Source organism: Nocardia cerradoensis NBRC 101014, assembly GCF_000308535.1.
Classification (GTDB): Bacteria; Actinomycetota; Actinomycetes; order Mycobacteriales; family Mycobacteriaceae; genus Nocardia; species Nocardia cerradoensis.
Genome location: NZ_BAFW01000199.1, coordinates 1 through 26,332 on the forward strand (window position 1 = coordinate 1; position 26,332 = coordinate 26,332).

Below are 26,332 nucleotides of genomic sequence, written 5' to 3' on the forward strand. Positions count from 1 at the left end.
GGCCCGGCCGGCGGCGGTGCGGGGTGCGGCGTTGGCGGCCCCGCTGCGCGCGGCCTCGGCGCTGCCCCGCTTCGACGTGTCGGCGATGGACGGATACGCGGTGTCGGGTGAGCAACCGTGGCGCCTGCGCCACGACGTCGGCTTCGCGGGTGGTGAGCGACCGGTGGGCCTGCTCGCCGGTGAGGCGGTCCGCATCGCCACCGGCGCCCACGTCCCGGAGGGCACCGACACCGTGGTGCGCGACGAATTCGTCCGGCTCGACGACGGGCTGTTGCGGCGGCTCCCCGAGGCGCCGATCCGCGACGATGTGCGCCACCGGGGCGAGGATTGGCACAGCGGCGATATCGTCGCCGCCGAGGGCACCCCCGTCACCGCGGCACTGATCTCCGTCGCGACCGCCGCCGAGGTGGTCACCGCGCAGGTCCGCGGACCCGTGCGGGCACGAATCGTCATGACCGGCGACGAAATTCGCAGCGAAGGTCCGTTGCACAGCGGCCAGACCCGCGATTCGGTCGGTCCCGTCTTCCCGGAGTTGTTGTCCTGGCACGGAATCGAATCGTCGGACCGGGTGCATCTGCGCGACACGCCCAACGGCTTCGACGACGTGCTCGCCGATACCACCGACGACCACCTGCTCGTCGTGGTCGGCGCGACCGGTGGCGGCGCGGCCGATCAACTGCGCGGCGCACTGGATCGGGCCGGGGCACGAATTCTGGTGCACCGCTTGCGCATGCGTCCGGGCGGCTCCACGGTGGTCGCCGAATTGCCCGGCGGCCCCGTGATTCTCGGCCTGCCGGGTAATCCCTACGCGGCGGTGGCGACGCTGTGGGCCCTCGCCCCGGCCATCGTCTCCGGCCTCACGGGGCGTACACCGGCGCGGGTACGGACCGGACCACTTCGCAACGCCGGCGACGTCTCCGGCCCGGTGCCGCGCATCCTGCCCGCGCGTGCCGCGGACGAGGGCGGCTGGACCGCCGACGGGCATATCCGCACCGCCCACCTGGCCGGACTGCTCGATCGCGATGGCCTGGTCGTCGTTCCCCCCGACGCCACCGACGGCGCGCTGGTCGAATATCTACCGCTGCCGGGCTGACACCGCGACGACCGGGCGGACCTCGAATTCGGCCGACCTCCGCGCCCGGCCGACACCGGTTGCGCGCACCGTGCGCCCAACCCTGGTGGCAGCAGGCCGCGGCGGGTTCCCTGGTCGTATGCCAGTGCCCGAATATGCCCGCGGATACGACGCCTTCACCGGCGAGATCGGCCGTACCACCGCCGAATCCACCCCGGCGTGGGACCGTCCGCCGAGCGCGCCCGCCGGAGCGCCGAACATCATCGTGGTGCTGGTCGACGATATGGGCTACAGCGATATCGGCCCGTTCGGCTCCGAAATCGAGACGCCGACCTTGAACCGGCTGGCCGAACGCGGGGTCCGGCTCACCAACTACCACACCACCCCGCTGTGCTCGCCCTCACGCGCGGCCCTGCTGACCGGCCTCAATTCCCACCGCGCCGGATTCGGCTTCGTCGCCAACGCCGATCCCGGCTACCCGGGGCTGCGCCTGGAACTCGCCGACGATGTGCTGACCCTGCCGGAGATATTGCGGGCCGGCGGCTACGCCACCTACGCGGTCGGCAAATGGCATCTGGTGCGCGACGCCACGATGAACCCTGCGGCACACCGTGATTCGTGGCCGACACAGCGCGGATTCGATCGGTACTACGGTTCGCTGGAGGGTTTCAACTCGTTCTTCTACCCGAACCAGATCGTCTCCGACTCCTCCGTGGTGGATATCGAGCAGTATCCGGAGGACTACTACGTCACCGACGACCTGACCGACAAGGCGATCACCTACCTGAAGGATCTGCGCGCCCACGACGCGGACAAGCCGTTCTTCCTCTACTTCGCCCACGTCGCCATGCACGGCCCGCTGCAGGCCAAGGACGCCGACCTCGCGAAATATCGCGGGCGCTACGCGCAGGGCTGGGACGCGGTGCGGCAGAGCCGATTCGCCTCTCAGCTGGCACAGGGACTCTTCGCGCCGGGAACCGAGCAGCAGCCGCGCAACACCGAACCGGGTTACGAAGCGCAGGAATGGGATTCGCTGAGCACCGAGCAGCAGCGCCGCTTCGCCCGGTACATGGAGGTGTACGCCGCGATGGTCGACAGCATCGACCAGAGCCTCGGGCGTGTGCTCGACACCGTCGAGCAGTTCGACGAACTGGACAACACGATCGTGGTGTTCACCTCCGACAACGGCGGCACCGCCGAGGGCGGCCCGGTCGGCACCCGCAGCTATCTGGCGGAATTCGCGCACGTCGACGATCCGGACTGGGTGGGCGATGTCCCGCACGACGAGGATCTGATCGGCACCGCCCGTCTCGGCGTGCACTATCCGCGCGGCTGGGGGCAAGCGTCGAACACGCCGTTCCGGTTCTACAAGGGACAGACCTTCGCCGGCGGGGTGCGGGTGCCGTTCATCATCTCCTGGCCGAAGGGACTGCCGGACAACGCGATTCGTGACGAATACGTGTACGTCACCGACTTGGCGCCGACCCTGCTGGAACTGTCCGGAGTCTCGCGTCCGTCGGTGCGACACGGACTGCCGGCCAAGGATTTCGACGGCGTATCGGCGGCACCGGTGCTGCGGGACCTCGATGCGCGCTCCCGGCACGTCGAGCAGTATTCGGAGATGACCGGCCATCGCGGCTTCTACCGGGACGGCTGGAAACTGCTCGCGTTGCACGAGCCGGGCGGCGAAGTGGACGCGCCGAACTGGCAGCTGTTCGACGTGCGCACCGACCCCACCGAATTGCACGATGTCGCCGCCGAATTTCCCGGCAAGGTGCGCGAACTGGCCGCGGCCTGGGACGAGGCGGCCTGGCATAATACCGTCTTTCCGCTGCTGACCCGCCGGGATCTGGCGCGCCGGCGCCCCGAGGAAGCCCGCCTGTCCGAGCCGTTGCGCATCCTGCCCGGGACGCCGACGCTCGAGCGGTATCGCTCGCAACGCCTCATCGCCTACCGCGATTTCACCGTCACCGCCGCACTCGCGGGCTATCACGACGGCGACGAGGGAGTGCTCGTCGCCCACGGCGATCCGCAGGGAGGCTATCTGCTCTACATCGAGCACAGCCGAATCGTGTTCGGCTTCAACTCGTTCGGCCGGTATACCGAGGTGTCGGCCCGCATCGCCCCCGGCACGCGGGAGGTCACCCTGGCCGCGACGGTACGGCCGCGCCTGCGCTGGGACTTCGCTCTCTCCCTCGACGGCACCTCCGTGGCCACCCTCACCGACCAGGTTCAACTCGTCGGCATGGCCCCCTGGACCGGTATCTCGGTCGGCGTGGACGCCCGCGGCCCGGTCGCCTGGGACCTGCGACAGCGCCGCGGCCCGTTCCGCTACACCGGGTCACTGCGTGCCGTCACCTACACCCCGGGGCCGCTGCAGGTACCGGAGCAGGTGGTGCGGGCGGTGGAGTCGGAGGCGGAACTCGTGGCCGAATAGCGTGGCCAGGATTACGCCGGATAATCGACCGCCGGCCCGAAAGTGCCGTCCCCGTTGCCGTCTCGCAGTGTGATGTTGCCCGTGAGGGTGTTGCCGATGACCACGTCGAGTTTCCCGTCACCGTTGAAGTCGGCGAGTGCCGGCGTGGACAGCGGGACCAGACCGCCGGACGGGTAGACGGCTGCCGGCGGGTCGAAGGTGCCGTCGCCGTGCCCGTGCAGGACGGCGATGCTCGAGGTACCGCCGTTGGCGACGACCAGGTCGGGTTTGCCGTCACCGTCGACGTCGGCGACGTCGAAGCATTGCGGCAGCAGTCCACCGGTCGGGTAGGCGACGGCCGGCGAGAACGTGCCGTCGCCCCGGTTCGGGAGGACCGAGACGGTCGCGTTGACGAGGTTGGAGAACAAGATATCCGGTTTGCCGTCACCGGTGACATCGCGCGCCATCCCGTACCACGCGGTCGCTGCCCCCGAATCGAAAGTGACCGGCGCGGCGAAGGTTCCGTCCCCGTGACCTCGGTAGATCTGGATCGTGCTGTTGACGTAGTTGCCGCGCAGCAGGTCGAGATTGCCGTCACCGTCGAAATCGGCGACGTCGGCCGAACCGGATCCGACACCACCGGCGGTGGATATGGTCACCGCGGGCGCAAAGGTGCCGTCGCCGTGCCCGCGCAGCAGCGACCACGACGGCGCTTGGTTCGAGGTGGCGAGATCGAGGTTTCCGTCATGATCGAAATCGGCGGCGACCAAGGCGCCCGGCGCGAAGTCGGTGGCATAGTTGACCGCCGGCGCGAAGGTGCCGTCGCCGTGGCCCAGCAGGATGGAGACGTCACTCGAGGCGAAGTTCGTGACGGCCAGATCCAGTGTGCCGTCGTGGTCGAGGTCCGTGATGGCGACGTAGTCGGCTTGGCCGCCGGTGGCATAGTGCACGGCCGGCCGCAAGCCACCTCCCGGCTTGCCCAGGAAGACCGACACACCCCCGCCGAGAAGGTAATCACTGAAAACCACATCCGGCACACCGTCGGCGTCGATATCGGCGATCGCCGGTACCGCCGGCCCCGTCGGATTCGGCGGTACCGGTTCCGCATGCGCCACAGTGCCTGCGACCACCGCGTGAGCGGCCAGTGCCAGCGGCGCGAGAACGCTGACAACGGAAAGAGAGCGCGACATCGGTTCTCCTGTTGTTGGATTCGGGGGCAGCCTATGGTCTTCCCGCCCTTGGCGGCATCGCTCCGGCTACCCCTCGATCCTTTCGACGAGAACCTCCTCGGCATCGCTCGTCGCGGAGGAGACCTACTCCGCGCGCACGTATCGAGCCGCGGCCACCACCGCGTCCATATCGATGACCAGACCCGGATTCGCCTGCTGGACTTCGAGCATCTCCAACGCCACGTCGTTCACCGTCGTCCGGCGGGCCGAGGTGATCAGCTCCTGCCGGATGTAGGCGCTCAGTGGCATTCCGGCGGCGCCCGCGCGACGCGCGAGAACGCTCCAGGTCTGCGCCGGAAGGTCGTAGTCACCGATCACGGCCATGGCGTCGGCGTCGATGGCGGAATCGTGACGGCCGGGACGCTCGGCATCCAGAAACTCCACCACAGCGTCCAGCGGAATCCGCCGACCGGCGAGCCCGATCAGTTCGCCGCGGATATGGGCGTTCATGGAGAGACCGGCTGCGCGCGCCCGGCGCCGTAGGACGTCAGCCGTCGGGGTGGGCAGGTCATCGGTCGGAATCATCGCCATCGTGACACCGTAGCCACGTGCCGGGCGGGCGGTGCGACCGTTCGGCAAACAGCGCCGAAAATCGGTAATCGCCGTCACTTTCGACCGTGCGCCGCTATCCTTTCGACTCGATTCGGCGCCGCGCGGATGTGTTAACAAATGTAAAACGCCCGCGAAGCGCCGGTTTCCAAAGCATCACCGAGCGCCTGGACGGCGGCTCCGCGGCGACGGCCCGGCACCGCGAGAATCGGTATCGCCGCAGGTCGGACCGGAATCACCTCGCGCGATGGGCAATTGCCCAGTGACCGGGACGTTTCCCCCACCTCACAGCTCACCGGCGGCTCGCGCGCGGTGTGAACGGATCGTTTTGCCGCCCCCGCGAGCGTCCTTACTCTCGGACTGGTCAGCCCGGTTCATGTGTCTCGATGGGGGCGTTGTGGTCATATCGCACGAAAAGGGTTCGGCCCCCTCGTCAACGCCGAACGGCGTACCCGCGGTGTCGAACGGCGTAGCCGCGGTGTCGAACGGCGTAGCCGAGTCGGCGGCCGATGCTCTGCTGAAGGTGGGCCGCTACTTCCAGCGCGGGGAGGTGTCGGGTGATCTGCGCACGGTGCACAAGGTCGGCGGGCGCGAGGCCGACGAGTTCTACCGCGACCGCTGGGCCCACGACAAGGTGGTCCGGTCCACGCACGGCGTCAACTGCACCGGCTCCTGCTCCTGGAAGATCTACGTCTCCGACGGCGTGATCACCTGGGAGTCGCAGCAGACCGACTATCCCTCGGTCGGCGCCGACAAACCGGAGTACGAGCCGCGTGGCTGCCCGCGCGGCGCCTCGTTCTCCTGGTACACGTATTCCCCTGCGCGCGTGCGTTATCCGTATGTGCGCGGCGTGCTGCTCGAGATGTACCGCGAGGCGAAGGCCCGGTTGAAGGATCCCGTGCTGGCCTGGGAATCCATCGTCGAGGACCCCGAGCAGGCCAAGACCTACAAATCCGCGCGCGGCAAGGGCGGATTCGTGCGGGCGGAATGGTGGGAGGCCGCCGAAATCGCCGCCGCGGCACACGTTTACACCATCAAGCGGTACGGGCCGGACCGCATCGCGGGTTTCTCGCCGATCCCCGCGATGTCGATGGTCTCGCATGCGGTCGGCGCCCGGTTCATCTCCCTGCTCGGCGGATCGATGCTGTCGTTCTACGACTGGTACGCCGACCTGCCGGTCGCCTCGCCGCAGGTGTTCGGCGACCAGACCGACGTGCCGGAATCCGCGGACTGGTTCGACGCCGGCTATCTGATCATGTGGGGTTCGAACGTCCCGGTCACCCGCACCCCGGACGCGCACTACATGACCGAGGCGCGCTATCGCGGTCAAAAGGTGGTGGTGGTCTCCCCCGACTACGCCGACAACACCAAATTCGCCGACGAATGGGTCCCCGCCCGCCCGGGCACCGACGCCGCCCTGGCGATGGCGATGGGCCACGTGGTGCTGCGCGAATTCTTCGTCGACAGGTCCACCGCGCGATTCGACGACTACATCAAGCGCTACACCGATCTGCCGTTCCTGATCACGCTGGACGAGCGCGACGGCGGCTGGAGCGGCGAGGGCGAATACCGCGGCCACACCTGGCTGCCCGGAAAGTTCCTCACCGCCGCCGACCTCGCCGCCGCGGGCCTCCCCGGTTTCGATGTGGACAACGCCGAGCACAAGACCGTCCTGCTGGACGGCGACGGAAATCCCGTGGTGCCCAACGGAACCCTCGGCGACCGGTTCTCCGAATCCGGCGCCGGGCGATGGAATCTGGACCTCGGCGACGTCGATCCGCTGATGACTCTGTACGGCCGCACCGACGATGCTGCGGCCGTACAGTTCCCTCGCTTCGACGGCGAGACCGGCACGGTCACCCGCTCGGTGCCGACCACCGTCGTCGCCGGACGCCGCGTCACGACCGTCTTCGACCTGCTGCTCGCGCAATACGGCGTCGGGCGCCCGGATCTGGCGGGTGACTGGCCCACCGGCTACGACGACCCGAGTGCGCCCTACACTCCCGCGTGGCAGGAGTCGATCACGGGAGTGCCTGCGGCACAGGCCATTCGCATCGCCCGCGAATTCGCCGACAACGCCGATCGCTCCGGCGGCCGGTCGATGATCCTCATGGGCGCCGGGACCAATCACTGGTTCCACTCCGATCAGATCTATCGCGCCTTCTTCACGCTCACGCTGCTCACCGGCTGCCAGGGCGTCAACGGCGGCGGCTGGGCGCACTACGTGGGCCAGGAGAAGTGCCGCCCGGTCACCGGATGGTCCACCCTCGCCTTCGGCCTGGACTGGCAGCGGTCGCCGCGGCAGATGCAGGGGACGGTGTTCTGGTATCTGACCAACGACCAGTGGCGCTACGACCCCTTCACCTCCGAAACCTTCGCTTCCCCACTGGGTTCCGGCGCGTTCGCGGGACGCACGGCCGCCGACAATATCGCGCTGGCCTCGCGGCTCGGCTGGATGCCGACGTATCCGACGTTCGATCGCAATCCGCTGGATCTGGTCGACGCCGCCGAGGCAGCGGGGCAGACGCCGCAGGACTATGTGGTCGGCAACCTGAAATCCGGTGATCTCGAGTTCGCCTGTGAGGATCCCGACGCACCGCGGAACTTCCCCCGCGTGCTCACCGTGTGGCGGGCCAATCTGCTCGGCTCCTCGGGTAAGGGCAACGAGTACTTCCACCGGCATCTGCTCGGCGCGGATTCCAATCTGCAGGCCGACGATTCGGCCGGGGTGCCACCGCAGGAGGTGCGCCGGCCGGAACAGGCGCCGACCGGAAAACTGGATCTGCTGGTGTCGCTGGATTTCCGGATGACGTCGACCACGCTGTTCTCCGATATCGTCCTGCCCGCCGCCACCTGGTACGAGAAACACGATCTGTCCTCGACGGATATGCATCCGTTCGTGCACGCCTTCTCCCCCGCGATCTCTCCGCCGTGGGAGGCGAAAACCGATTTCGAAGCCTTCCACCGCATCGCGCGCGGCTTCTCCTGGCTGGCCGAGAAACATCTCGGCGTCCGCAAGGATCTGGTCGCCGTTCCGCTGCAACATGATTCGGCCGACGCGCTGGCGCAGGCGCGTGGGCGGGTGCTGGACTGGAAAGCCGGTGAATGCGAACCCGTCCCGGGCCGCACCATGCCGAAACTCGTCGTGGTGGAACGGGACTACCCGAAGCTGGCCGAGAAGATGGCGGCACTGGGCCCGCTGATCGAAACGCTCGGAGTCACCACCAAGGGCGTCACGACCGTCCCCGACGCCGAGGTCGAGTATCTGCGCGGAGTCAACGGCACCGTGGTCTCCGGCGTCGCGCGGGGCCGCCCGTCGCTGGCCAAGGACGTGCACGCGGCGGAGGCCGTCCTGGCGCTGTCCGGCACCACCAACGGCCGGTTGGCGGTGGAGGGCTTCCACGCACTGGAGCGCCGCACCGGGACCCGGCTGGCGGATCTGGCGGCCGAGCACGAAGGTAAACGGATCACCTTCGCCGATACGCAGGCGCGGCCGGTGCCGGTGATCACCTCACCGGAATGGTCCGGATCCGAAACCGGCGGCCGGCGGTACTCGCCGTTCACCATCAACACCGAACGGCTCAAGCCCTGGCATACGCTCACCGGACGCCAGCACTTCTATCTCGATCACGACTGGATGATCGAACTGGGCGAACAACTGCCGATCTTCCGGCCGCCGCTCGACATGTCGGTGCTGTTCCGCGAACCCGATGTGGGGGCCGTCGGCGAGCGGGGCGTCACCGTCCGATACCTCACTCCGCATTCGAAGTGGTCCATCCACTCCGCGTATCAGGACAATCTGCATATGCTGACCCTCTCGCGGGGCGGGCAGGCGATCTGGATGTCGGATCGCGACGCGGCGAAAATCGGTGTGGCCGACAATGATTGGATCGAGGCGGTCAACCGTAACGGTGTGGTCGTCGCCCGGGCGATCGTCAGCCACCGCATGCCCGAGGGCACCGTCTTCATGTATCACGCCCAGGACCGTGCGGTCGACGTACCGCGTATCGAGGGCACCCCGGATATGCGGGCGGGCCGGGGCAAACGCGGCGGCATCCACAATGCGCTCACCCGGATCATGATCAAGCCCACGCATCTGATCGGCGGATACGCCCAGCAGTCGTTCGCCCTGAACTACCACGGGCCCACCGGAAATCAGCGTGACGAGGTCACCACGATCCGGAGACGCTCACAGGAAGTGGAGTACTGATATGCGTGTCATGGCACAGCTGGCCATGGTGATGAACCTGGACAAGTGCATCGGCTGCCACACCTGCAGCGTCACCTGCAAACAGGCCTGGACCAATCGGGGCGGCACCGAGTACGTCTGGTTCAACAATGTGGAAACCCGTCCGGGACAGGGGTATCCGCGGCAGTACCAGGATCAGGAGAAGTGGAAGGGCGGCTGGACGCTGAACCGCCGCGGCCGCCTCACCCTGAAGTCCGGGTCGCGCATGAAGCGGTTGCTCAACATCTTCGCCAATCCGGATCTGCCGACGGTGTCGGACTACTACGATCCCTGGAGCTACGACTACGACACGCTGCTGTCGGCGCCGGCCATGGACACCACTCCGGTGGCGCGGCCCAAATCGCTGATCACCGGCGAGGATACAAAGGTCACCTGGGGCGCGAACTGGGATGACGACCTCGGCTCCGGACCGGAACAGGTCGGCCGGGACCCGTTGCTGGCGCGGCTGTCGGACCAGGTCAAACTCGAGTTCGAGCAGACCTTCATGTTCTATCTGCCGCGCATCTGCGAACACTGCCTCAACCCGTCCTGCGGCGCCTCCTGTCCCTCGGGTGCGATCTACAAGCGCGCCGAGGACGGCATCGTGCTGGTCGACCAGGACAAATGCCGTGGCTGGCGGCAGTGCATCACCGGCTGCCCCTACAAGAAGATCTACTTCAACCACAAGACCGGCAAGGCCGAGAAATGCACGTTCTGCTATCCGCGCGTCGAGGTCGGTATCCCGACCGTCTGCTCGGAGACGTGTGTGGGGCGACTGCGCTACATCGGCGTCATGCTCTACGACGCCGACGCGGTACTGGAGGCGGCCTCGGTCACCGATCCGGAGCAGCTGTATCCGTCGCAGCTGGCCGTATTCCTCAATCCGCACGACCCACGGGTGATCACCGAGGCCGAACGCGCCGGTATATCACCGGAATGGATTGCCGCGGCGCAGGATTCACCGGTCTACAAGCTCATCGTCGACTACAAGATCGCGTTGCCGCTGCATCCGGAATACCGGACCATGCCGATGGTCTGGTACGTGCCGCCGCTGTCACCGGTGGTGGACGTGCTGGCCGAGACCGGGCACGACGGTGAGGATGCCGGAAATCTGTTCGGCGCCATCGATTCGCTGCGGATCCCGGTGGAATATCTGGCCGAACTGTTCACCGCCGGGGATATCGGGCCGGTGCGCGCGGCATTGCAGCGGCTGGCCGGAATGCGGTCGTTCATGCGCTCGATCAACCTCGGCCAGGAACCCGATCTGACGATTCCCGGCGCGGTGGGCCTGGAACCGGAGGAGATCGAGGCGATGTACCGGCTGCTGGCCATCGCCAAATACGAGCACCGGTACGTGATTCCGTCGGGCGCGACATCCCGGGCGCACGAACTGGATTCACTGGCGACGGGGTGCAGTCTGGACGGCGACGGCGGGCCGGGAATGACGGCCTTCGATGTGACGTCGGAGAAGTTCGCGCTCGTCGACGCCAATTCCGCTGCGCCGGAGCAGAAGTCGTCGCGAATCAACCTGCTGAACTGGGACGGCGGGTCGACCGAGGGGCTGGTGCCGGAACGCGACGGCACCGGTGCCGCCAACGGGCATTCGGAGACGAACGGGCACGCCGGCGGTCCTGCACACGACGTGGCCGACGACACGCTGCCCGAACCGACCGGAGTGAGCCGATGAGGTCCTTACCCTGTCCCCTATCGAGCCCGGCGAACAGGCGCACCGAGGAGCCCGGGCCCCACGAGCCGCGCACGACCGGCCGCTCCGCCGGCGCCGCGTCGTCCGGGCACCACCGCCGCACGCTGTCCATACACGCGTGTCCGGGCGGGCGACCCGGCCGACGAGGGATGTGACCGTGGGATTATTGACCCTGAGACGCCGGACCGCACCCGTGGTCGAGATGTCCGACCGTGATCGCCGGCTGGTCTGGCGTATCGCGGCACTCGTGCTCGACTACCCCGGGGCGGACACCCTGGCCATCCTCGCCGACCTCTCCGAGGCGGCGGCCGCCCTCCCGGAGCCGGTGCGCACCGATCTCCTCCGGCCGCTCACCCATCTGTCCCGCACCGCTCCGCTCACCCTGGCGCGCGACTATGTCGACACCTTCGACCTGCGCCGGCGTGCCAGCCTGCATCTGACCTATTACGCCTACGGCGACACCCGCAAGCGCGGTATGGCGCTGCTGCGGTTCAAGCACGCCTATCGGCACGCCGGGGCGGAGTTGTCGGATCGCGAACTGCCCGACCATCTTCCGGTATTGCTGGAGTTCGCCGCCACCGTCGACCCGATCGGCGGTGAACGCCTGCTCGGCGAACACGTGCCGGTGCTGGAGATGTTGCGGCTCTCGCTCACCGACAGCGAATCGCCGTATGCCGGCGCCCTGGCCGCCGTCCTCGCCACCCTGCCCCCGCCCACCACCGCGGATCGCCGCCGGATCGCGGAACTAGCCGCGCAGGGACCGCCGGACGAGGACGTCGGGCTGGAACCGTATTCGATGAACGGCGAGTCGATGCATCCGGCCATGAATCCCGACCTGTACTCGCCGCCCGCCGCCGGAACCTCCGCCATCGCAGGGCTTTTCGCCGGATCCGGAGATCGACGATGACATCCACCGTCTGGGCGACCCTGCCCTACATCGCCTTCACCTCGTTCGTGCTGGGCCACCTCTGGCGCTATCGCAACGACCAATTCGGCTGGACCACACGGTCTTCGCAGATCTACGAATCCCGGCTACTGCGCCTGGGCAGCCCGCTGTTCCACTTCGGCATGCTCGGTGTGATCGGCGGACATGTGCTGGGCGTGTTGATTCCGGAGTCCTGGACCGATGCCGTCGGCATCTCCGAACACCTCTATCACGTGGTCGCCGTCTCCGCGGGCACGGTGGCCGGCGTCGCGGTGATCGCCGGTATCGCGATCCTCGCCTATCGCCGTGTGCGTGTCCCGGCCGTGCGCAGGGCGACCACCACCAACGACACGTTCATGTACGTGCTGCTCGCCGCCGCGCTGATCACCGGGCTGCTCAATACCGTCGGCAGCAATCTGCTGTGGGGCACGTACAACTATCGCGAGACCGTATCTCCCTGGTTCCGAAGCCTTTTCACGGCGCATCCACAGCCGGACCTGATGGTCGGCACCCCCTGGACCTTTCAGGCGCACGGGCTCATCGTGCTGACGCTCATCGCCGTCTGGCCCTACACGCGGCTGGTCCACATGTTCAGCGCCCCCGTCGGCTATCTGGTGCGCCCGTACGTGGTGTACCGCAGCAAACCTGCCGATCTGGCGAACAAGAAGAAGTACGCCCGGGCCTGGCAGAGCCCGGTCCTGCCGCCGTCGCGCTGATCCGGCCGTTCCGCAGGCCCTTGACCTGGAGCGCACTCCACGGACTAGCTTCGGCGGTATGAACGGTTCCGTCGGGCCCGCACCGAGTTTCGGCATCAAGACGACACCCGCGCACATCGGCTACGCGGACATCCTGCGGGTGTGGCTGGAGGCCGACGACATACCCGAGATCGAGCACGCCTGGTTGTACGATCACCTGCTGCCGCGGGCGGCGGTCGGTCTGCCCGGACACGACGGCGGCGATTCGACGGGGAGCCGGTCGGCGGGCCCGGTCCTCGAGGGCTGGACGCTGCTGGCGGCGCTGGCGGCACAGACGCGACGACTGCGGCTCGGATTGCTGGTGTCCAACAACCGGATTCGGCATCCGGCACTGCTGGCGAAGATGGCCGCCACCGTCGACGTGATCTCGGGTGGGCGCCTGGATTTCGGGATCGGCGTCGGCGGGTTCCCGCGCAACGATCCCCGCTTCGCGACGATGGTGGCGCCCGAATACGCGGCGTACGGCATTCCGGTCGGCACCTGGCGCGATGCGGTGAGCAGTTTGGGTGAGGCATGCGTCCTGATCCGGCGGATGTGGACCGAGGAGGTGTTCGACTTCCCGGGCGAACACTTCCCCCTCACCGGCGCCCAATGCGATCCGAAACCCGTCCAGCGGCCCCACCCGCCGATTCTGCTCGCCGGTGCGGGCGCGTCGACGCTGCCGATCGTGGCCGCCCACGCCGATCTCTGGAACGTGATCGGCCCCCCGCTGACCGGCGTCGACACCCTCCGCGAGCACAGCCGGGCACTGGACGACCACTGCGCGGCGATCGGCCGCGATCCCGCACACATCACCTGTTCGGCGCAGTTGCCCATCTCCTACGACGACCCCGGCCGCATCCGCGAGACGCTGCTCGAACTGATCGACGCCGGTTTCATCCACCTGGTCCTCAACCCGCCCGCCCCGTACCCGGACGGCGTCGCCCACTGGATCGCCGACGAAATCATCCGCCCGACCCTGGACGCCGCCGCCCACTGAGCAGTTGTCCTCCGGAATTCCCGTCGCGCCGCCGTTGTTGGCGGGATCCGAGGGCCTAGTTGTCGAATCGGAAGGGAATGTGGCGCATGTCACAGGGTTTGGTCGATGAGCCGGGGATTCGCCTGGACGAATTGTTCGCCGAATTTCACGCGGGATCGTTGCGGTTGCGAAACCGGTTCGCCATGGCTCCGATGACGCGGGCGAAGTCGCCCGACGGTATTCCGAACGCGGAGAATATCGAGTACTACCGCGAACATGCGGCCGGAGGCGTCGGTCTGATCATCACCGAGGGGACCTACGTGCGGGGGCCGGCGGCCGGGCCCATCGGGAAGGTGCCGCGGTTCTACGGCGACGAGAGTGCGGCCGGGTGGCGGGCGGTGGTCGAGGCCGTACACGCCGAAGGCGCGGCCATCGTGCCGCAACTGTGGCATACCGGCGTCGATCGCGGGAACGAACCCGGCTTCGAGCCGGAGACGCCGACGGTGAGCCCCTCCGGAGTGGACTTCACCGGAGCGCCGGTGGGACGTGCGCTGACGACCGGCGACCTGGACACACTCGTCGACTCGTACGTGGAGTCCGCGCTCCTGGCGCGGGAATTGGGATTCGACGGCATCGAACTGCACGGCGCGCACGGCTATCTGCTCGATCAATTCTTCTGGGCCGCAACCAATCACCGTGACGACGACTACGGCGGCTCCCTCCGGCGGCGCGCCGCCTTCCCGGCTCGGGTGGTCGCTGCCGTGCGGGCAGCCGTCGGCCCGGATTTCCCGATCATCTACCGCTTCTCGCAGTGGAAGGGCGTCGACTACAGCGCGCGCATCGCCGAGAGCCCGGCGGAACTCGAAGAATTGCTGACCCCGCTCGTGGCGGCGGGTGTCGACATCTTCCACACCTCGCTGCGCCGGCACTGGCTGCCCGAATTCACCGACGCCGCCGACGATCTCAGCCTGGCCGGCTGGACCAAGAAGATCACAGGGCTGCCGGTGATCACCGTCGGTTCGGTCGGTGTGGACAGCGTCTTCCGCGGCGACACCATCGACGAAACGCAGGCGCAGCGCTTCACCCTGCTGCGCGAGCAGTTCGACCGCGGCGAATTCGATGTCGTCGCGCTGGGCCGGGCACTGCTCGCCGACCCGGAATGGGTGAACAAGATGCGGGCCGGGCGACTCGCCGACATCACACCGTTCCGCTGACCCCGGCCGCTCCCGGCGACGCTCCCCGGACCGCTGCCGCTTCGATGGCTCGTTTCATCTCCGCGGCGCCGTACTCGATCCGGATCCGGACTTCGGAGGCGCGTTCGTCCGGGAGCAGATCGGTGGTCCAGATCAATCGTCCGGTGCGTGAATCCGTCTCGCGCACTTCGAAAGACGCGTGGTGATGGGTGAGGGCCGGACGCGCACCCTCGATCACGCTGTAGGCCAGGCGGCGCAGATCGTCGTCGACGCTGACGATGCGTTCGCGGATCCTGTGGCCGTCGGGGAAGGTCAGGATGCGGTGCTCGCCGTCGAGGGTGGTATCGGCGACCCGGCCGGGTAGCAGGCGCTCGTGCACGGCGCCGATATCCCGCAGTACGTCCCAGATATGCTGCGGCGGTGCGTCGATCGCGATCTCGTGGCGGATGGTGGCCATGGATCGACGCTACCCGGGCACGGGTCCACCGGGAACCCGAACCCGTGGACGCTCGCGTATGTGAGCGAGCGTCCGGACCATGGGAACGCTCACCGTTTCCCGGTGTACTGAGTGCATGACAGCGACCACCGCCACCTCGACCACCTCCGGCTTCGCGACCGGCTCCCTGATCGGCGCGACCGTCACCACCGGCCTGCTGGCCGGCGTCTTCTACGCCTACGCCGGCTCGGTGATGCTGGCCCTGCGCCAACTCGACGACCGCACCTTCGTGGATGTGATGAACCGGATCAACACCGTCATCGTCAACCCGGTCTTCATGCTCAGCTTCCTCGGTTCGGTCGCGTTCACCGGCCTGGCCGCCGTGCTGTACTGGCGCACCGATCAGCGCACCGTGCTGTGGTGGGTGCTGCTCGCCCTGGCCCTCAACGTGATCAGTTTCCTCATCACCTCGGGCGGCAACGTCCCGCTGAACAACCAGCTCGCCGACACCTCCTCCGGCGATTTCGCCACCCTGCGCCACCACTTCGAAGGCCCCTGGATCACCCTCAACATCCTGCGAGCCCTCGCCAACACCGGCGCCCTCGGCGTCCTCGCCTGGGCCCTGCGCACCACCAACAAGGGGTAGGGCCCTTCAGCGGGCGGGCATACCGAGCGTCTCTACGCGGCACCTGATCATCCCGCTCGCTGCGACCGGCTCGAACTTCGTATCGGTAGTAACCAACGCGGCCCCGAGATCTTCGGCGAGCGCCGCGTACACCGCGTCGAACGGATACATATTGTGGCGCAACTCCCAGATGCGGGGCAGCAGATGGTCGAAGGTCAGCGGACCAGGTCCATTGCGGCCAGCTCGTCGATAGCTTCGGTCGCACGGTCTTCGGGAAGCGCCTTGCGAGCAAGCCGCCGAAGAACTTTGGCCGCCTCCGCATCGATCAGTGCTGGAGCATAGGGCTTTTCACCGGCGCGCTCCTCGGCGATGAGCCGAGCGGCAACCTCGCGACGCAAACCCCGTTCGTCGGTGAGAAGTTCGATGAGAGCACTCGTGTCCAGGACGATCACTCGTCGTCCTCGCGCACTTCCCGAACAGCGTCGATGATCTGATCGTGGGTCAGACCGGTGTCGGCGCCGATCTCCGCCAGCCGCTCGACCGTCTCCGCGATCGTCTTACGCCCGGTGTCACCGGGCAGGCGGGCCAGCAGGTACGCCAACGCTTCGATCGGCATGACCACCGCCACGTCACGACCGCGTTTGGTGATGACCGTCGGGACTTTGGCGTATTCGGCGCGGCCGACGATTTCGGTGAACCGCGCCCGCGCCTCGGTGAAGGAGAGCGTGGGGATGTGGGCGGGACGCTCGGACGCTGACTCAGCCATGTACAAACTGTACATTCTGACCAGGTGGCCGACCATCGAATAGCGGCAGAGCATCGCTTAGAATCCACGTCTACCTGCGATAATGCGGGCGGGAAAAAACTTTCGGAAAATTTTGGCTGCCGCGTCGATCCATAGTGGTTGTCGTTCGACCTAGGGGTGAGAGGGTCCGGAGGGATCCGCGAGACGAAGGAGACACACCATGAAGTACATGCTGATCATGCGCGCCACGGACGAGGCCTACGCGAGCATGGGCGAGGTCGATTTCGGCACCATGCTGGAGACGATGGGCAAGTTCAACGACGAGTTGATCCGGGCGGGCGTGCTGCTCGCCGCGGAGGGGCTCGACCCCGCCGAGAGTGTGGTGGTCGATTACGACGGGGAAACCCCGGTCGTCACCGACGGTCCGTACGGCGAGACGAAGGAACTGTTCGGCGGGTTCTACCTGCTCAACGTGGCCTCGAAGGAGGAGGCGGTCGAGTGGGCGAAGCGGATGCCGGTCATCGTCAAGGGGTGCAAGACCGAGATCCGGCGAGTGCCCACGATCGACGAATTTCCGCAGGACAACGTCTGGATTCAGAAGGAGCGGGCGTGGCGCGAGGCCACCGGGCAACTCTGAACGGAACATCCGGATGACGGCCGATCCCACCGGACGCGAAGCGGTCGCCGCGGTGTGGCGGATCGAATCCGCGCGCATCGTCGGCGCGCTGGCCCGCTACACCGGCGATTTCGCCCTCGCCGAAGATCTGGCGCAGGAAGCGCTGGCCGAGGCGCTGGTCACCTGGCCGCGGGAGGGGACACCGCACAATCCGGCCGGTTGGTTGCTCACGGTGGGGCGGCGGCGCGCGATCGACACGTTCCGCCGCCGGTCGGCTCTCGACGATCGCTACGCCGCCCTCGCCCGCGACCTGGGTGAGGGCGGTGTGCTGACCGGCGGGCCCGGTGCGGATCCGACGCGTTCGGGAGCGGAACCGCTGTGGGATCCCGATCGCATCGACGACGACGTGCTGGCGCTGATCTTCACGGCATGTCATCCGGTGCTCTCCCGGGAGGCCCGGGTGGCATTGACGCTGCGTGTGGTCGGCGGTCTCACCAGCGACGAAATCGCCAGAGCGTTTCTCGTTCCGGCCGCGACGGTTCAGGCGCGGATCACCCGGGCGAAGAAAACGCTTGCCGCGGAACATATTCCGTTCGAGGTGCCGGAGGCGGGTGCGCGTGCTGCCCGGCTGAGCTCGGTGCTCAGTGTGATCTACCTGATCTTCACCGAAGGTTCGTCGGCGAGTTCGGGCTCCGAACTGATCCGCTTCGATCTGGCCGGGGAAGCCCAGCGGCTGGCCCGGGTGCTGTCCCACCTGGTGCCGGACGAACCAGAGGGGTACGGACTGCTGGCGCTGCTCGAGCTGACCGCGGCTCGCTTCCCGGCACGCACGGGCCCCGATGGTGAGCCGGTGCTGCTGGAGCATCAGGACCGGCGACGCTGGGACCGTGCGGCGATCCGGCGCGGCCGCGCCGCCCTCACCCGCGCCGGACAGGTCGGCCGCGGGCTGGGCTACTACGGCGTGCAGGCCGCGATCGCCGAATGCCATGCCGTCGCCGATTCGGTCGCCGACACCGACTGGGACCGCGTGGTGAGCCTGTACGAAGCGCTGGGCCGCCTGGCCCCGTCACCGGTGGTCGAGCTGAACCGCGCGGTCGCGGTCGCGATGGCGAAGGGCCCGGACGCCGGACTCGCGATCGTGGACGGTCTCCGCGCCGAGGGCGCGTTGCCGAATTCCCAACTGCTGCCGACGGTTCGGGGCGAACTGCTCGCCCGCCTGGGCCGCACGGGCGAAGCCCGCGAGGAGTGGGAGCTGGCGGTGCGGCTGTGCGGCAACGACCGCGAGCGAGCCGTTCTGCACCGCAAGCTCGACCACCTCGGCTGAACGCCGGCCCACCACCCGCATCCGGGTGGACATCCGACACGTCCGGCGCTCGCCTCACCGGTGCAATCGCGATTGGCGATACCGGTATCGCTGAAGCGAACCCCGGCGTTCCGTCGGCCGACCGGGTCAGGCGACGGCGAGAAAGCGCCCGGTGCGCTGCGACCCCAGCATCGGCGCGGCCGCACCGTTGCCGAAAACGTAACGGCCGCCCACGAATACGGCGTTCACCGTGTCGTCGTTGCGATTGACCATGCGCGACAGATTGCCGAAGCAGGGCATCGTCTGTTCGGTGTAGCGCTCGAGGCCCGCATCCAGCCGGGCCGGGTCGATCACCACCGCGTCGGCGCGGTCTCCGACGCGCAGATGTCCCGCGTCGAGCCCGTACCAGTCGGCCAATTCTCCGGTGAGCCGGTGCACCGCGTGTTCCACCGACATGAACGGGCGGCCCGCCAGCTCGGCATCGCGCACCCGGCGCAGCAGCCGCAGCCCGAAGTTGTAGAAGGCCATATTGCGCAGGTGCGCACCGGCGTCGGAGAAACCCAGCTGCATGCCGGGGTCGGCGGCGAAGCGATCCAGCACGCGTGGCCGGTGGTTGGATATCGTGGTGCGCCAGCGCACCTTGGGCCCGTACTCCACCACCAGATCGAGGAACGCGTCGACCGGATGCACTCCCCCGCGTTCCACGCCGACCTGACCGAAGGTCTTGCCGACGACCGAGTTGTCGGGACATTCCACGATCTCGGCGTCGAAGAAGTCGCGATGCCACACTCGGGGCCCGAACTTGCGGTCGTAATCCTTGCGGAACTGGCGGCGATAGCTTTCGCTCTGCAACATCCGGTGGCGCTCGTCCAGCTGATTCGACAGATGCAATGCCGCTGCGCCGGAACCGAATTCCTCGAACACCACCAGATCGATACCGTCGGCGTACACCTCGAACGGCACCGGCAGATGCTGGAAGCGGAAATCGCCGCCGAAGGCGTTGACGGCCCGCGCCAAAGCCGGAAATACGTGCGCCACCAGGGGAATCGCCTTGATGTCGGCCGCCGAGAGCAGACTCACCTTGAGCGACGGCTGCCCGATTCCCAGACTCGACAGCGCCATCGCCACCAAACTCTGCGGTCGCGCCACATCCGGCCCGCCCTGCAGAGCCCGCGGCCGCGTCCGCAGGATCGCGTTGAGCTGGTGCCGTTCGCGCATCGTGGCGTAGGTGGAGGGCAGGGTGCGGGAGCGGCAGGTCTCGCCGTCGAGTTTGTCGAACATCAACTGCTGCGAGGACATGCCGACGAAGCCGGCGTCGAGAGCCTCGTCCAGATGCCGGCGCATGGCGGTCAGCTCGCCGGCAGTAGGCTTCACCTCGGTGCGGGTAGCACGGTCCAAGCCCATCTCCGCGGCACGGATATCCGAATGTCCCAGGAATGTGGCCACATTCGGCCCCAGCGGCGAGGCATCCAGCGCCGCGGCGTATTCGTGGGCGTTGCGCCAGGTCTTCACATCGCCGACGGCGTCGATCACATGTCCGCGCGGGATGGCTTCCACCCGGCCGAACAGGTCGCCGGCGGTTTCGGCGCCGACGTGCACGGTCGACAGCGAACAGGAGCCGAGCAGCACGGTCGTGACGCCGTGGCGCACCGATTCCGACAGCGACGGGTCCAGCAGGACCTCCACGTCGTAATGGGTGTGGATGTCCAGCATGCCGGGGATCACCCATTTGCCGGTGGCGTCGACGACGGTTTCGCAGCCGGACTCGTCCAGGGGTTCGGCCGAGACGGCGGCCACCCGCCCGTCGCGGATGCCGACGTCGCGCACCGCCGACGGCGCGCCCGTGCCGTCGAACCAGGTACCGCCCTTGATGATGCTGTCGTACATGACAGTCCCTCTTTCACCCACCCGCCCCGGCGGGGCGCGTCAGATCTCTATCTCGCGCCGCACGACCTTGCCGGTCGCGTTGCGCGGCAACGGTTGCGCCGTGATCACCCAGCGGGCCGGCACCTTGAAGTAGGCGAGCCGCTCGGCGGTGAAGGCCCGCAGTTCGTCCTCGGTCACGGTGGCCGGATCGGCGACCACCACGACGGCCGCCACCTCCTGCCCCAGATCCGCATGCGGCACACCGAGCACCGCCGATTCCAGCACCGCGGGATGCTCGTCGAGCACGTTCTCGATTTCGGTCGGGTACACGTTCTCCCCACCGCGCAGGACGAGATCCGACCGCCGTCCCGACAGGCGCAGCCGGCCCTCCTCGAGCACACCGAAATCGCCGGTGTGCAACCACCTTTCGGCATCGATGGCGGTCGCGGTGGCCGCCGGGTCGTTCCAGTAGCCGAGCATCACGTACGGGCTGCGCACACAGATCTCGCCCTCTTCGCCGTCGGGCAGCGCCCCGTTGTCCGCATCGCGGATCTCGATGCTCACGCCGATGATCGGCATCCCGACGGTGTCGGGGTGGGCGGCCAGCACCGGCGGGGTGGCAACCGTTGCCGCGGTGCCGCTTTCGGTGAGGCCGTAGCTCGTGGTGAGCGCGACCTCGGCCATCGGCAGTTCCCGGCGCAGCCGTTGATGGAAGGCCGGTGAGGACGGAGCGGCGTTGAGCGAGAACGCCACCAGACTCGACAGGTCGTAACGGGACAGGTCGTGTTCGAGCATGCGGCTGACCATCGTCGGCACCGCGCCCCAGTTGGTGACGCGTTCCCGCTCCATCAGCGACAACACCCGCTGCGGGTCGAAGCTGCCGGTGTTGATCACCACCGTCGCGCCCGTGGCCAGCCGCGGAACGATCAGGTTGTGCAGGCTCGCGATATGAAACAGCGGTGAGGTCAACAGGAATCGGCGATCGCTGGGCCCCGGTCCGAGCTGCCGGCCGCGGAAGGCGGCCGCCATGGCATCGGTGAATCGGTGATAGTCGCAGACCGCCAGCAGGTTTCGCTGGGTGTGCACCACACCCTTGGGCCGCCCGCTGGTTCCGCTGGTGTACAGGATGACCGCCGGGTCGTCCTCCGCGATCGACACCTCCGGCGCCGGACCGGGATGGTCGGCGATCAGCCGCGGCAGATCGGATTCCATGATGAGAACCGGAATGTCGCTGCCCACCTCGGCCAGCAGTGCGGCGCGCTTGGCGTCGGCGACGACCACCGTCGGGCGGGTGTGCTCCAGGCCGTACGCGATCTCGCGCGGCGCCCACCACGCGTTGTAGCCCACCGGAATCGCGCCGAGCACCTGGGCCGCCCAGAACGTCGTCACCCATTCGGGCGTGTTGGCCGCGAGGATGCCCACCCGATCACCCTTGCCGACACCGTATCGATCGGCGAGTGCGCGCGCGAGAGCCGTTGCCGCGGCGCCGTGTTCGGCGAAAGTGATCCGGCGGTCGGGGGTCACCAGATAGTCGTGGTCACCCCAGGCCGTGCCCGCGTGAAACAGCTCGGCCATACTGCGCCGCCGATTGCGCATCACCGGAATCGGCGCGCCCAGTACCTCTTCGACCACCATCTCGAACGGCCCGCCGGGACCGGTGAGGTCGGCGGTGATCCGGGCGGCGATGGCCTGCGGGTCGGCAGCTCGCGTCATAACCTTCACTTTCTGCTTACGGGATGAGCACGGCGCGACCGCGGACCAGGCCCCGGTCGAGTCGTTCGAATGCGGCCGGGCCCTCGGCGAGGTCGAAACGTTCGACCGATACGCCGATGGCGCCGCGCTGCGCGAGCGCGACCGAGGCGTACAGGTCACTTCTGGTGCCGCCGTAGGACTTTCGGACGGAGGCGCCCCACGGCAAGCCGGGTCCACCGGCGGGACCGGCATCGATGCCCGGAATGCCGCCGTCGAGTCCCACCATGCGATAGGCGCCGTTGGGCGCGACCGATTCGACGGCCAGTTTCGCGGTGGCATCGTTGCCGACGAAGTCGAAAACCGCCTCGGCGCCCCGGCCGTCGGTGAGATCCAGAATGCGGGCGGCGGTCTTCTCGTCGGCCGGCAGGGTGAGATCGGCGCCGCATGCCGTGGCGAGCTCCAACTTCTCCGCGGAGATGTCGACCGCGATGATGCGGCAGGCCGTGGTGGCCTTCAGGATCTGCACCGCGACATGTCCGAGCCCGCCGATGCCGATCGCGACGGCGGTGGCCCCGGGCCGCAATCGGTCGGCGGCCCCGCGGATGGCGTGATACGGCGTGAGCGCCGCATCGGCCAGCGGCGCCGCGGTGGCGAACTCCAGCTCCCCGATGGGCACGAACGAATTCGCCGGAATGCGAACGTATTCCGCCATCCCCCCGTCCGGCCCGAGTCCCGGGCACGGCGGCATCGCGGTGCGCCCCGCCGCGAGGCAGACGTTCTCGTTACCGCTCACGCATTCCCGGCATACGCCACAGGACCAGCACAGGTAGACCAGGCCCCGCTCCCCCGCGCGACGACCGTCGACCTCGGTGCCGACCGCCTCGATGGTGCCGGCGATCTCGTGCCCCATCGTCAGCGGATCCTCGCGCAGCGGGAACGGCAAGCCGAGGACGAAGGAATCCGAATGGCAGATCCCGGCCGCGCCGACCTTCAGCAGCAGATCGGTGGGTCCGATCTCGGGGATCGGGACCTCGCGAAGCTCCAGCGTGCCGGGCCCGGTCAATTGCAATGCGCGCATCTTCTGTTTCCTCACCGCGGCGTTCGGCGCAGCGCCGGACGTGACGTGGCACACACGGTAGCACTCACTGGACACAGCGTCCAGTGAGTGTGCGGGCGTCTATCATCAACGTCATGCCTTCGGAATCGACCGCCCGGCGCGGGTCGCTGCGCGATGAGCAGAAGCGGGCGACGCGGATGCGCATCGTCGAGGAGGCGCGGCAGTTGTTCGCGCGTGAGGGCTATCTGGGTGTGCGCGTCGACGACATCGCGGCCGCGGTCGGCTGCAGCCGGGCCACGTTCTACTTGCACTTCACCGGTAAGACCGAGGTGCTGCGGGCGATCGCCGAACAGGGCACGCTCGCCAGCGTCCAGTTCTTCTACCGGGATCTGGACCGGGTCCTGGCCACCGGTTCCCGCGCGGAGTTCACCACGTGGATGCGCCGGGCCATCGAGTGGTTCTTCGACAACAAGGATCTGCTTCCCGCCTGGGACGAGGCGACCGCCCTGGAACCGGAGTTCCGCGACCTCGCGCGGGAGGGCATCATGCAGCTCGCCGACGGGATGCCGGACTATCTGGCGCGGTGGCCGGAGGACCGCCGCGACGAAGCGCGCCTGCGCATCGAACTACTCGTGGCGCAGCTGGAACGCTTCTTCACCCGATGGGCGATGCAGGGCACCATCGAGGTCACCGCGGCAGCCGCCGCCGAAGTCCTCACCGATATCTGGTTCCCCGCCCTGCGGGCACCCGAATAAGACAGCGGGACAACGTCTTCCGGTCTATTTCGGCGGGAGCGTACGGGCGTATCCGAGACCGCGATCCAGCCAGGTGTGCAGCGCCTCGTCGTCGTCGAGATATTCCGGCGCCACCCGCAGCCAGTTCCGCATCTCCCGGCCACCCATCACCATCGGCGCGACCGCGGAGCCGTCGATGAGCTCCTCGGCCTGCGCCGGATCGACCCGGACCAGCAGTCCGCCCTGACCGCTGGCCGCCACCGCCATATTGCCGCCGACCAGGAAGGCCAGCCCGCCGAACATGCGCTTCTCGACCGTCTCGGTCACCGCCGGCCCGAGCAGGTCCCGGATCCGGTCCGCCAACTCTTCGTCATAGGCCATACGGCATTCTCACACCGGGCACCGACAGATTCGGACCGATCCCGCGGCGGCCGGTTCGAAGAATTCACCGAGAATTCGCGCCCTTGGGAACCCGCAGCGGTTGCTCCGGTGCGGGGGTTGGACCAGCATCCAACCTCATGCGGAATCGCTTGAATCCTGCCGGTGACATCCCCGATACCGGAATCCCCGAGCAGCTGGCCGCCACCATGACGATGGCCGAACAGCACGAATGGCACCGGGGATATCTGCGGCGGCATGCGGTGTCGCGGCGGAACTTCCTGCGCGGTTCGGCCGCGGCCGCCGCGGTGGCCGCCGTCGGCACCTCACCGTTCGCGGGACGGGCCTATGCCGATCAGGCGCAGCTCGCGGTGGCCGGCCGCCACGTCGGCTTCGGCCCGGACGCCGCCAGTCAGCTGCGCTTCGCCGCGCAGCTGTCGCGTAATCCCGGCGGCGCCAAGGTCTTTCTCGATCACGGGCCGACCCCGGCACTGGGCGCGAGTGTCGAGGCGGAGGTGCGTGATCTGGTGACCCAGATCCCCACGAGCGACAGCGGCGTACTCGCCGCCGAACAGTTCTATGTGCACGCGCCGGTCGACGGCCTGCCCGGACGGCTGCCGCATTTCTACCGCTGGCGCACCTCCGACGGATTCGTCGGCGACATCCGCGCCGCGTCGACCGCGATGCCCAGTGTGCGCAACGCGGTGCTGCCCTTCCGGTTCACCATGATGGGCGATCAGGGCACCGACGACACCCCCGCGCAGCCGGCGGGCGTCGCCCCCGGTGACTACGACGACAAGTACTACAAACCCGACAACGACCCGGCCGTCCCGCACGCGGACAACGTGATGCGGCAGATCGTGGCCTGCAAACCGGATTTCCATGTGCTGGCGGGCGATATCGCCTACGCCGACCCGTCGGGCGCGGGTAAGAAGCCCCGGTACGTCGCCGCCGGCGACAAACTGCCCGACGGATTCGACAAGTTCAATCCGTACGTGTGGGACGTGTATTTCGGCGCCATCGAAGCCAGCGCCTCGACCACACCGTGGATGTTCGCCACCGGCAACCATGACATGGAGGCCGCCTACGACACCCACGGCTACGGCGGACACCTCGCCCGTCTGGACCTTCCGGGCAACGGGCCCGCGGGCTGCCCGTCGGCGTACTCGTTCACCTACGGCAATGTGGCGGTGCTGTCACTGGACGCCAACGACGTCTCCTACGAGATCAAGGCCAACACCGGCTATTCGGGCGGCGCCCAGACCGGTTGGGTGGAGCGGACTCTCGCGGAGTACCGCGCGAATCCGGATATCGACTTCATCGTCTGCTTCTTCCACCACTGCGCGTACTCGACCACCGATTCCCATGCCAGCGACGGCGGTCTGCGCGATGCCTGGTGCGCGCTGTTCGACCGCTACCAGGTCGATCTGGTGCTGCAGGGGCACAACCACATCTTCGAGCGCACCGACCCGATCCGCGGCGGCCGCCCGACCAAGGCGGCGGGCGACAATTCGATCGTCTACCCGGACGCCGACGGCACCGTCTACTACACGGTGGGCGGCGGCGGCCGTCCCCGCTACGGCTTCCAGCCCGGCTCCCCGGAGACCTACCGCGGCCACGAGGTGCCCGACACCGCGGTGCCCAACAGCTATGTGTGGACGCCGGCGGGCACCAAACAGGACGAGGCCGCGCCCTGGTCGCGGGTGCGGTTCCGCAACTACTCGTTCATCCGGGTCGATGTGCGACCCGGATTCTTCGCGAGCGAGATGGATGTGGTGGCCGTCGACGAGTACGGCCGCGAATTCGACAAGGTGACCTATCGCCGGCAGGTGGGCCGCTGACCCCCGGCA

General features: G+C 68.0%; 22 protein-coding genes. 13 read left to right on the forward strand and 9 right to left on the reverse strand.

Going from position 1 to position 26,332, the window contains the following annotated elements:
• A partial coding sequence (locus ON23_RS20730) for a molybdopterin molybdotransferase MoeA (protein WP_039780192.1) occupies positions 1-1,093 on the forward strand: 1,093 nt, incomplete at its 5' end.
• Positions 1,094-1,211: 118 nt separating this feature from the next.
• Positions 1,212-3,509, forward strand: coding sequence for an arylsulfatase (locus tag ON23_RS20735; RefSeq protein WP_039780193.1), 2,298 nt, complete (start codon positions 1,212-1,214; stop codon positions 3,507-3,509).
• Between the two features lie 11 nt (positions 3,510-3,520).
• Here the strand turns inward: ON23_RS20735 and ON23_RS20740 are convergent, their stop codons facing one another.
• Together ON23_RS20740 and ON23_RS20745 are read right to left on the reverse strand one after the other, a co-directional pair.
• On the reverse strand, positions 3,521-4,678 hold the full coding sequence (locus ON23_RS20740; protein ID WP_083904115.1) for an FG-GAP repeat domain-containing protein: 1,158 nt from the start codon (positions 4,676-4,678) through the stop codon (positions 3,521-3,523).
• Positions 4,679-4,801: 123 nt separating this feature from the next.
• On the reverse strand, positions 4,802-5,248 hold the full coding sequence (locus tag ON23_RS20745) for a hypothetical protein (protein ID WP_039780254.1): 447 nt from the start codon (positions 5,246-5,248) through the stop codon (positions 4,802-4,804).
• Positions 5,249-5,642: 394 nt separating this feature from the next.
• Here ON23_RS20745 and ON23_RS20750 point away from each other — a divergent pair, with 394 nt between their 5' ends.
• The 6 genes from ON23_RS20750 to ON23_RS20775 all read left to right on the forward strand — a co-directional run bounded on the left by ON23_RS20750 (position 5,643) and on the right by ON23_RS20775 (position 15,051).
• Positions 5,643-9,476 (forward strand): nitrate reductase subunit alpha, encoded by a 3,834-nt coding sequence (locus tag ON23_RS20750; RefSeq protein WP_083904116.1) that lies wholly within the window; start codon positions 5,643-5,645, stop codon positions 9,474-9,476.
• 1 nt (position 9,477) lies between these two features.
• Positions 9,478-11,181 carry a nitrate reductase subunit beta gene (gene narH / locus ON23_RS20755; protein WP_039780194.1) on the forward strand — a complete coding sequence of 568 codons (1,704 nt, stop codon included), beginning with the start codon at positions 9,478-9,480 and terminating at the stop codon, positions 11,179-11,181.
• Positions 11,182-11,356: 175 nt separating this feature from the next.
• Positions 11,357-12,106 carry a nitrate reductase molybdenum cofactor assembly chaperone gene (narJ, locus tag ON23_RS20760; protein WP_083904127.1) on the forward strand — a complete coding sequence of 250 codons (750 nt, stop codon included), beginning with the start codon at positions 11,357-11,359 and terminating at the stop codon, positions 12,104-12,106.
• Positions 12,103-12,840 (forward strand): respiratory nitrate reductase subunit gamma, encoded by a 738-nt coding sequence (gene narI, locus ON23_RS20765; protein WP_039780195.1) that lies wholly within the window; start codon positions 12,103-12,105, stop codon positions 12,838-12,840. Before narJ ends, narI begins: the two co-directional genes overlap by 4 nt.
• Before the next feature lie 58 nt (positions 12,841-12,898).
• Positions 12,899-13,858: an LLM class flavin-dependent oxidoreductase gene (locus ON23_RS20770; protein ID WP_039780196.1), complete on the forward strand. Its 960-nt coding sequence runs from the start codon at positions 12,899-12,901 to the stop codon at positions 13,856-13,858.
• A gap of 86 nt (positions 13,859-13,944) precedes the next feature.
• Entirely contained in the window at positions 13,945-15,051 is a 1,107-nt protein-coding gene (locus ON23_RS20775; RefSeq protein ID WP_083904128.1) for an NADH:flavin oxidoreductase, read from the forward strand.
• Here the strand turns inward: ON23_RS20775 and ON23_RS20780 are convergent.
• Entirely contained in the window at positions 15,035-15,487 is a 453-nt protein-coding gene (locus tag ON23_RS20780) for an SRPBCC family protein (RefSeq protein ID WP_051042980.1), read from the reverse strand. The genes ON23_RS20775 and ON23_RS20780 overlap by 17 nt on opposite strands.
• Before the next feature lie 115 nt (positions 15,488-15,602).
• Between ON23_RS20780 and ON23_RS20785 the strand changes: the two genes are divergently transcribed.
• A complete protein-coding gene (locus tag ON23_RS20785) occupies positions 15,603-16,112 on the forward strand; it encodes an anthrone oxygenase family protein (protein ID WP_051042982.1) in 510 nt (169 codons plus the stop codon).
• A 194-nt stretch (positions 16,113-16,306) separates the two neighbouring features.
• On the opposite strand, the gene ON23_RS38870 is transcribed toward ON23_RS20785, so the two are convergent.
• Positions 16,307-16,543 carry a PIN domain-containing protein gene (locus ON23_RS38870; protein WP_051042985.1) on the reverse strand — a complete coding sequence of 79 codons (237 nt, stop codon included), beginning with the start codon at positions 16,541-16,543 and terminating at the stop codon, positions 16,307-16,309.
• Entirely contained in the window at positions 16,540-16,857 is a 318-nt protein-coding gene (locus tag ON23_RS20795; RefSeq protein WP_157170255.1) for a type II toxin-antitoxin system Phd/YefM family antitoxin, read from the reverse strand. Before ON23_RS20795 ends, ON23_RS38870 begins: the two co-directional genes overlap by 4 nt.
• Before the next feature lie 199 nt (positions 16,858-17,056).
• On the opposite strand from ON23_RS20795, the gene ON23_RS20800 reads away from it, so the two are divergent.
• Both ON23_RS20800 and ON23_RS20805 read left to right on the forward strand, forming a co-directional pair.
• A complete protein-coding gene (locus ON23_RS20800) occupies positions 17,057-17,473 on the forward strand; it encodes a YciI family protein (RefSeq protein ID WP_036504404.1) in 417 nt (138 codons plus the stop codon).
• Between the two features lie 13 nt (positions 17,474-17,486).
• On the forward strand, positions 17,487-18,776 hold the full coding sequence (locus tag ON23_RS20805) for an RNA polymerase sigma factor (RefSeq protein ID WP_039780199.1): 1,290 nt from the start codon (positions 17,487-17,489) through the stop codon (positions 18,774-18,776).
• Between the two features lie 126 nt (positions 18,777-18,902).
• Here ON23_RS20805 and ON23_RS20810 read toward each other — a convergent pair whose 3' ends face one another.
• The 3 genes from ON23_RS20810 to ON23_RS20820 are packed head-to-tail and all read right to left on the reverse strand — an operon-like array spanning position 18,903 to position 23,391.
• On the reverse strand, positions 18,903-20,642 hold the full coding sequence (locus ON23_RS20810) for an N-acyl-D-amino-acid deacylase family protein (protein ID WP_039780200.1): 1,740 nt from the start codon (positions 20,640-20,642) through the stop codon (positions 18,903-18,905).
• 39 nt (positions 20,643-20,681) lie between these two features.
• On the reverse strand, positions 20,682-22,334 hold the full coding sequence (gene casG, locus ON23_RS20815) for a steroid-24-oyl-CoA synthetase (protein ID WP_039780201.1): 1,653 nt from the start codon (positions 22,332-22,334) through the stop codon (positions 20,682-20,684).
• A gap of 16 nt (positions 22,335-22,350) precedes the next feature.
• The gene (locus tag ON23_RS20820; protein WP_039780202.1) at positions 22,351-23,391 is read right to left on the reverse strand and encodes an NAD(P)-dependent alcohol dehydrogenase; all 1,041 of its coding nucleotides are present in this window, start codon (positions 23,389-23,391) and stop codon (positions 22,351-22,353) included.
• Between the two features lie 113 nt (positions 23,392-23,504).
• On the opposite strand from ON23_RS20820, the gene ON23_RS20825 reads away from it, so the two are divergent.
• Positions 23,505-24,125, forward strand: coding sequence for a TetR/AcrR family transcriptional regulator (locus ON23_RS20825; RefSeq protein WP_039780203.1), 621 nt, complete (start codon positions 23,505-23,507; stop codon positions 24,123-24,125).
• Between the two features lie 24 nt (positions 24,126-24,149).
• Here ON23_RS20825 and ON23_RS20830 read toward each other — a convergent pair whose 3' ends face one another.
• A complete protein-coding gene (locus ON23_RS20830) occupies positions 24,150-24,485 on the reverse strand; it encodes a TfoX/Sxy family protein (protein WP_039780204.1) in 336 nt (111 codons plus the stop codon).
• Between the two features lie 137 nt (positions 24,486-24,622).
• Here ON23_RS20830 and ON23_RS20835 point away from each other — a divergent pair, with 137 nt between their 5' ends.
• Positions 24,623-26,323 carry a metallophosphoesterase family protein gene (locus tag ON23_RS20835; RefSeq protein WP_039780205.1) on the forward strand — a complete coding sequence of 567 codons (1,701 nt, stop codon included), beginning with the start codon at positions 24,623-24,625 and terminating at the stop codon, positions 26,321-26,323.
• Positions 26,324-26,332 lie beyond the last annotated feature (9 nt).

Coding starts and splice junctions, on each gene's coding strand:
- ON23_RS20735 (WP_039780193.1), top strand. CDS start 1,212: ATGCCAGTGCCCGAATATGCCCGCGGATACGACGCCTTCACCGGCGAG.
- ON23_RS20740 (WP_083904115.1), bottom strand. CDS start 4,678: ATGTCGCGCTCTCTTTCCGTTGTCAGCGTTCTCGCGCCGCTGGCACTG.
- ON23_RS20745 (WP_039780254.1), bottom strand. CDS start 5,248: ATGGCGATGATTCCGACCGATGACCTGCCCACCCCGACGGCTGACGTC.
- ON23_RS20750 (WP_083904116.1), top strand. CDS start 5,643: ATGTGTCTCGATGGGGGCGTTGTGGTCATATCGCACGAAAAGGGTTCG.
- narH (WP_039780194.1), top strand. CDS start 9,478: ATGCGTGTCATGGCACAGCTGGCCATGGTGATGAACCTGGACAAGTGC.
- narI (WP_039780195.1), top strand. CDS start 12,103: ATGACATCCACCGTCTGGGCGACCCTGCCCTACATCGCCTTCACCTCG.
- ON23_RS20770 (WP_039780196.1), top strand. CDS start 12,899: ATGAACGGTTCCGTCGGGCCCGCACCGAGTTTCGGCATCAAGACGACA.
- ON23_RS20775 (WP_083904128.1), top strand. CDS start 13,945: ATGTCACAGGGTTTGGTCGATGAGCCGGGGATTCGCCTGGACGAATTG.
- ON23_RS20780 (WP_051042980.1), bottom strand. CDS start 15,487: ATGGCCACCATCCGCCACGAGATCGCGATCGACGCACCGCCGCAGCAT.
- ON23_RS20785 (WP_051042982.1), top strand. CDS start 15,603: ATGACAGCGACCACCGCCACCTCGACCACCTCCGGCTTCGCGACCGGC.
- ON23_RS20795 (WP_157170255.1), bottom strand. CDS start 16,857: ATGGCTGAGTCAGCGTCCGAGCGTCCCGCCCACATCCCCACGCTCTCC.
- ON23_RS20800 (WP_036504404.1), top strand. CDS start 17,057: ATGAAGTACATGCTGATCATGCGCGCCACGGACGAGGCCTACGCGAGC.
- ON23_RS20805 (WP_039780199.1), top strand. CDS start 17,487: ATGACGGCCGATCCCACCGGACGCGAAGCGGTCGCCGCGGTGTGGCGG.
- ON23_RS20810 (WP_039780200.1), bottom strand. CDS start 20,642: ATGTACGACAGCATCATCAAGGGCGGTACCTGGTTCGACGGCACGGGC.
- casG (WP_039780201.1), bottom strand. CDS start 22,334: ATGACGCGAGCTGCCGACCCGCAGGCCATCGCCGCCCGGATCACCGCC.
- ON23_RS20820 (WP_039780202.1), bottom strand. CDS start 23,391: ATGCGCGCATTGCAATTGACCGGGCCCGGCACGCTGGAGCTTCGCGAG.
- ON23_RS20825 (WP_039780203.1), top strand. CDS start 23,505: ATGCCTTCGGAATCGACCGCCCGGCGCGGGTCGCTGCGCGATGAGCAG.
- ON23_RS20830 (WP_039780204.1), bottom strand. CDS start 24,485: ATGGCCTATGACGAAGAGTTGGCGGACCGGATCCGGGACCTGCTCGGG.
- ON23_RS20835 (WP_039780205.1), top strand. CDS start 24,623: ATGCGGAATCGCTTGAATCCTGCCGGTGACATCCCCGATACCGGAATC.